Source organism: Frankia sp. CoWAU3 (assembly GCF_977971855.1).
Map to the genome: position 1 here is coordinate 36,279 of NZ_CDWWXB010000004.1, position 6,140 is coordinate 42,418.

The following is a 6,140-nucleotide window of genomic DNA, read 5'->3' on the forward strand; positions in this document are numbered from 1 at the left end:
AAATAGACGGCCGGAGTGCTGACCACGTGGTAGACGCGGGCGCCGACGATGCCGAACGGGACGGCCCAGTAGGCGACCTCGCTGGCCACCATGGGATCCATGCCGCGGGCGCGCAGCCTTCTTCCCGTCACGAATACGGCGACGAAGACGCCAATAATGATCATCAAGGCGTAGGCACGCAGCGGCACCGGCCCGAGATGCACCACGCCACGCGATGGGCTGGGAATAGCGGCGAGAACCACGGTCGCCAGGCTATCCCGTGGACCCGTCCATCACGCGCGGGGTGCCCCGGCCACGTGTCGCACAGTCACGTGTCTCGCTCGGTGCGCGGCGGGGTGATATATGCGGCGCTCGATGCGGGCAATACTCGATGTGGGCGACAGATGTGACGGCCGGGTCGGGACGGCCGGGAGTTCACGCCGAAACGGGAGCGCGCACCCCTCCGGCGAGTTCCGCGGCGAGCCGACGGATTCCGGCGAGGCCCGCTGAGGCGCCGGCTCCGGAACGTTCCGCCTCAAGCAGGACCTTCACCAGCGCGGAGCCGACGATCACACCGTCGGCGAAGCCCGCGACCTCGGCGGCCTGCGCCGCGGTGCTCACCCCGAGCCCCACCGCCACCGGGAGCTCGGTGGCGGACCGCACCCGGGCGACCAGATCGGCCGCCCGTTCGCCGACCGCCGCCCGGGTCCCGGTGACACCCATCAGCGAGGCGGCATAGACGAAGCCGCGCGCGACGCCAGCGACCAGCCGGAGACGGGTGTCCGAGGAGCTGGGAGCGACGAGGAACACCGGGGCCAGGCCGTGCGCGGCGCACGCGTCGAGCCAGGGCCCGGCCTCCTCGGGCGGCAGGTCCGGAGTGATTGCCCCGGCGCCCCCGGCGGCGGCCAGATCGGCCGCAAACGAGGCCGCGCCGTAGCGGTCGATCGGGTTCCAGTAGGACATGACCAGGGCCGGGGCCCCCGTCGCGGCGACGGCCTCGACGGTGCGGATCACGTCCCGCGTCGTGACCCCGCCGCGCAGGGCCGCATCCGCCGCGTCCTGGATCACCGGACCATCCATGGTGGGGTCGGAGTAGGGCAGGCCGACCTCAACAACGTCGACTCCCACCGCCACCATGGCCCGCATGGCCTCGATCGCCCCGTCCACCGTCGGGAATCCCGCGGGCAGATAGCCGACCAGCACCGACCGCCCCTCCTCGCGAGCCGCCGCGAACACTGCGTCCAACCGACTCTGCACCGTGCGTCCGTTCCGTCGAGCCCGAGGGCCTTTATGGCCTGTCTGTCCTGCGCGTTCTGTGCGTCCCGTCTTGGTTGCTGCCGGTCCCGAGACAGGGTCCCTCAGGGTCCCTCAGGGTCCCTCAGGCCGGTCGCGCCGGACCGCCGACGGCATCGGCCTCGTCGAGGAGGTCGAACCAGCGGGCGGCGGTGTCGACGTCCTTGTCCCCCCGACCGGAGCAGTTGACGACGACAAGCGTGCCCGGACCGAGCTTCCGGGCGACGTCGAGGGCACCCGCGAAGGCGTGCGCGCTCTCGATCGCGACCAGGATGCCCTCGGTACGGGCCACCAGCGCGAGCGCCTCCATCGCGGCAGTGTCGTCCACGACCCGATAGCTCGCCCGACCGGTCTCGTGCAGCAGGGCATGCTCGGGGCCGATGCCAGGGTAGTCCAGACCCGCCGAGATCGAGTGGGAGACCTGGGTCTGCCCGAACTCGTCCTGCAGCAGGAACGTCCGCATGCCGTGCAGCACGCCCGCGGAACCGCCGGCGATCGCCGCGGCGTGCCGACCGGTGGCGACCCCGTCCCCCCCGGCCTCGCAGCCGATCAGCGCGACCTCGACGTCGGGGATGAACGGGTGGAAGATGCCCATCGCGTTCGAGCCGCCACCGACGCAGGCGACGACGGCGTCGGGCAGTCGGCCGACACGGTCGAGCACCTGGGCGCGCGCCTCGACCCCGATGATCCGCTGGAAGTCGCGGACCAGCATCGGGAACGGATGCGGGCCCATCACCGACCCGATGCAGTAATGGGTCGTGTCAACGGTGGCCACCCAGTCGCGCATGGCCTCGTTGATGGCGTCCTTCAAGGTTCGGCTGCCGGAGGTGACCGCGACGACCTCGGCGCCGAGCAGGCGCATCCGGGCGACGTTGAGGGCCTGCCGGCGGGTGTCCTCCTCGCCCATGTAGACGACGCAGTCCAGGCCGAGCAGGGCGCAGGCGGTGGCCGTGGCAACACCGTGCTGACCGGCTCCGGTCTCGGCGATAACCCGGGTCTTGCCCATCCGCCGGGTCAGCAGGCACTGCCCGAGAACATTATTGATCTTGTGGGAACCGGTGTGCGCGAGATCCTCACGCTTGAGCAGGATGCGGGCACCGCCAACGTGCGCGGTGAGCCGGTGGGCGTCGGTGAGCGGAGTGGGCCGGCCCGCGTAGCTCGCCAGCAGCCCGTCCAGTTCCGCGGTGAAGCCGGGATCCACCCTGGCCGCCGCGTAGGCTGCGGTGAGCTCGTCCAGCGCCGCCATGAGGGCCTCGGGGACGAAGCGACCACCGAAACGCCCGAAGTGCCCCGAAGAGTCCGGGAACGCCTGCCAGCTCGATGCGTCCGGACGGACCAGACCGGAGCCCGACGGCGTCCCGGTTCCGGCGGCCGCGGGGCGAACTGACTCGGCAGCGGTTCGGATGGTCACGGTGCGACTGTATAGGGCCGAGCCCCGGATACCAGGGCACGGGCACCAGGGCACGGGCGCCGGTGGCCTCAGCGCCCGACCCGGGCCGCCGGATGCGCGCCGGCCGCCACCAGATCGGCGACCGTCTGACGAGGATCGCCGGTGACGGCTGCCTCGCCGACCAGTACCACGTCCGCCCCCGCGGCGGCGTAGGCGAGCAGATCGTGCGGCCCCCGGATGCCGGACTCGGCGACCGCGAGCACTTCCGGGGGCACCATCGGCGCGAGCCGGGCGAAGGTGCTCCGATCGATCTTCAGCGTGTGCAGGTCGCGGGCGTTCACCCCGACCAGTTGGGCGCCGGCGTCCAGCGCCCGCAGCATCTCCGCCTCGTCGTGCACCTCGACCAGCGCCGTCATGCCCAGGGACTCGATCCGCTCGCGCAGGCCGACGAGCCGCGGCTGGTCCAGCGCCGCGACGATGAGCAGGACGATGTCCGCCCCGTGCGCCCGGGCCTCGAAGACCTGGTAGGGCGACACGATGAAGTCCTTGCGCAGCAGCGGGACGTCCACCGCGCGACGCACGGCGTCGAGGTCGGCCAGGGAGCCACCGAAGCGCCGTTGCTCGGTCAGGACACTCACCGCGGCGGCGCCCGCCGCCTCGTACTCGGTGGCGAGGGCAGCGGGGTCGGTGATGGTCGCCAGCTCCCCCTTCGAGGGGGAACGGCGCTTCACCTCGGCAATCACCGAGACCCGGGAGTCCCGGAAGACGGCAAGCGCGTCCTTCGGGTCGGGAACGCGTTCCACCCGCCGCTTGAGATCTGCCAGAGAGGTCTGTTGCTCGCGGGCGGCAAGATCGATCCCGACCCCGTCGAGGATCTCGGTGAGAACGCTCATCGCCCCGCGCTCGCGACTGTCGCGGTCATGCCGCCGATGGTAGGCCAGGCAGGCACGGTGTGCCCGGCGCCCCCACATGCGGCTACGATCCACGACTCCACATAGTTGACTTTCCCGTGAGGAATCGGGTAGCAGCCCGAACACACCCATCTTCACGGACGCTGCACTGTCAGCCACTTCGGATCCGCCTGCACCGATCAGCTACGGTCCGCAATCGATCTTGCGTCGTGAGCCCGTTGACAGAGTAACGCGACGAGGCCGGTGAACCACCGTGTGCAGAGGCACCACCGGGTTACCACCTCGATCGCCGGGCGACGACATCACGAGATCCGGCCGGCCGCACGACGGGTTCTCGGGATCGGCTGCCGCGACGCGCCGCGCGCACTCGGGACCGCCGCGCCTTCGCCGACCGGAAACACGCATGGCACGCCGCACATGTCCTCGGGCGGACCCGAACCCTCGGGCGGACCCGGGCAGCACCCCAGGGACAGCGTGGCGGGCTGGCGTCGATCGTCGGCACCCCCTACGCTCAAACATGAGTTCGATACCAAGGAGAGTTCCGATGGACAGCCGCCCCCTCTCGTCCCCCCTCGGCGCCGCCCGGGTGCCCGCGGCGCGCGACGCCCCGGGTGCGCACCGGCGGCTCCGCCTCGAGCCCGAGCTCGCCGAGCAACTCGACGAGCTGTCCCGCTGCCTGATCCGGATGGACGCCGTCATGATGATGCTCGAAGCCGACCTGGACCGCCGGGCACTGGCTCTCACGGAGCTAGTCGACCCGTTTCCCGACCTCCCACCCGCGGACCTGGCGCCCGCCGACCCGCTGGCCGGTGGCGCTCCCGGTTCCGGCTGGCCGGCCCGCCAAGCCGGGCGTCGCGGAGACGCCAGGTGATCAGGTCGGGTCGTGGCCCCGCTCGATCGCGTCCCAGGCGTCGGCCGGAGTGGCATCGCGGGCCTGGTAGCGGCCGGACATTGCGGGCCATGACCGGCCGCGCAGGACGACGAGGGCGCCGCCGAGGATGAGCAGCAGCCCGCCCGCAAACGACAGCCAGGGAGCGATCGTCTGGCTGACGTCATCGATCCGCGCCTGGCCACCGGGCACGAGCTGGCGGACCTGATCGGTCTCGCGCAGCGTCGGGAGTGGATCCCAGCCGATGCGTCCGGCCACGTAGGCGATACCGGTCCCGGCTGCCGCGGTGAGCACACCGATGACCAGCCGCCCGATGCGCCGGGTGGCCACGATCGCCACGGCCGCGGCAAGCCCGACCAGGGCGAGAGCGGTCGCCGTCGATGCGAGCGCCCCGCCGGTCCAGTGCACGGCGAGTGGCGCTGCGACGGCGCCGCCGTCCGCCCCACCGCGGGGCCCGCTCACCCGGGCGGACACCCAGGTCGCACCGCCCGACACGAGCACGACGCCGGCACCGAGCAGACATCCCAGCACCGCGAGGGTGCGTTCCCGGTGGCCGCGTCGCATCGCCTCGACCGCGTGCACATCGCCTCCGGGACGGTAGCCCGGCGAAGGCGGCTCCGCGGTGCCGGCCCGGTCGCGCGGGGAGGATGGGCGCCCCGCGGGGGGGAACCCCGCGGCCGTCATGACGGCGGTCGCAACGACTCGGCGACCTCGACGGCGCGCAGGACGGCGGCGGCCTTCGCGCGGCTTTCCAGATCCTCGGTGTCGGGATCGGAATCCGCGACGATGCCGGCTCCGGCCTGAACGTAGGCCATACCGTCACGCATCACTGTGGTGCGGATCGCGATCGCGGTGTCCAGATCACCGCCGAAGTCCAGGTAGCCGACCACGCCCCCGTACAGGCCCCGCCGGGTCGGCTCCAGCTCGTCGATGACCTCCATCGCCCGCACCTTGGGCGCCCCCGAGAGCGTCCCCGCCGGAAACGTCGCGGCCAGCACGTCCACGGCGCTGCGGTCCGGAGCCACCTCACCGATCACCGTGGAGACAATGTGCATGATGTGCGAGAACCGTTCGATGGCCGCGAACTCGACGACCCGGACCGAACCGGGGTTGCAGACCCGCCCGAGGTCGTTGCGGACCAAGTCGACCAGCATCACGTGCTCGGAGCGTTCCTTCGGATCCGCGAGAAGCTCCGCCGCAAGCTCGGCGTCCTGTTCGGGAGTGCCTCCCCGGGGCCGGCTGCCCGCGATGGGATGCAGCAACGCCCGGCGGCCGGTGACCTTGACGTGCGCCTCCGGGGAGGATCCGACGACGTCGTGGTCGGCGAAACGCAGCAGGTACATATAGGGACTCGGATTCGAGGTCCGCAGCACCCGGTAGACGTCGAGCGCATCCGCGGTCGTCCGCCGTTCGAAGCGCTGCGAGACGACGATCTGGAAGCACTCGCCGGCACGGATCTCCTCGATGGCCCGCTCGACCGCGGTCTGGAAGGCACCGGGAGGCGTGGCGGAGACGAAGTCGCCGACCCCCGCGGCGGTGCCCGCCGTGGTCGCCACGGTCGGCTCGTTCCACTTCGCGAGATCGCTGGTCATGGCCTCCAGCCGGGCCACCGCGTCGTCGTAGGCGGCGTCCAGGTCGATCCCGGCCGGGTGTGCGGCGGCGTCCGCGTCCCCACCGG

Annotated in this window: 7 protein-coding genes; 1 reads left to right on the top strand and 6 read right to left on the bottom strand. The window is 71.9% G+C overall.

Annotation, left to right across the window (positions count from 1 at the left end; all coding sequences use genetic code 11):
• The 4 genes from AC08ON_RS01180 to trpC form a co-directional block, all read right to left on the bottom strand.
• A partial coding sequence (locus AC08ON_RS01180; protein WP_476616310.1) for a prolipoprotein diacylglyceryl transferase family protein occupies positions 1–242 on the bottom strand: 242 nt, incomplete at its 3' end.
• 172 nt (positions 243–414) lie between these two features.
• Positions 415–1,236 (bottom strand): tryptophan synthase subunit alpha, encoded by an 822-nt coding sequence (gene trpA / locus AC08ON_RS01185; protein ID WP_476606046.1) that lies wholly within the window; start codon positions 1,234–1,236, stop codon positions 415–417.
• Positions 1,237–1,357: 121 nt separating this feature from the next.
• Complete coding sequence (gene trpB, locus AC08ON_RS01190; RefSeq protein ID WP_476606045.1) at positions 1,358–2,683, bottom strand: tryptophan synthase subunit beta; 1,326 nt, start codon at positions 2,681–2,683, stop codon at positions 1,358–1,360.
• Between the two features lie 68 nt (positions 2,684–2,751).
• Positions 2,752–3,555, bottom strand: coding sequence for an indole-3-glycerol phosphate synthase TrpC (gene trpC, locus AC08ON_RS01195; RefSeq protein ID WP_476606044.1), 804 nt, complete (start codon positions 3,553–3,555; stop codon positions 2,752–2,754).
• 562 nt (positions 3,556–4,117) lie between these two features.
• Here trpC and AC08ON_RS01200 point away from each other — a divergent pair.
• Entirely contained in the window at positions 4,118–4,444 is a 327-nt protein-coding gene (locus AC08ON_RS01200; protein ID WP_476606043.1) for a hypothetical protein, read from the top strand.
• Here AC08ON_RS01200 and AC08ON_RS01205 read toward each other — a convergent pair whose 3' ends face one another.
• Both AC08ON_RS01205 and AC08ON_RS01210 read right to left on the bottom strand, forming a co-directional pair.
• On the bottom strand, positions 4,445–5,026 hold the full coding sequence (locus AC08ON_RS01205; protein WP_476616311.1) for a Trp biosynthesis-associated membrane protein: 582 nt from the start codon (positions 5,024–5,026) through the stop codon (positions 4,445–4,447).
• Between the two features lie 116 nt (positions 5,027–5,142).
• The coding region (locus tag AC08ON_RS01210; RefSeq protein WP_476616312.1) for a chorismate-binding protein at positions 5,143–6,140 on the bottom strand (998 nt) is incomplete at its 5' end.

What these genes read in the sequence shown, in the direction of transcription:
- AC08ON_RS01200 (WP_476606043.1), top strand. Translation starts at nt 4,118, where the DNA reads ATGGACAGCCGCCCCCTCTCGTCCCCCCTCGGCGCCGCCCGGGTGCCC.
- AC08ON_RS01205 (WP_476616311.1), bottom strand. Translation starts at nt 5,026, where the DNA reads ATGCGACGCGGCCACCGGGAACGCACCCTCGCGGTGCTGGGATGTCTG.
- trpC (WP_476606044.1), bottom strand. Translation starts at nt 3,555, where the DNA reads ATGAGCGTTCTCACCGAGATCCTCGACGGGGTCGGGATCGATCTTGCC.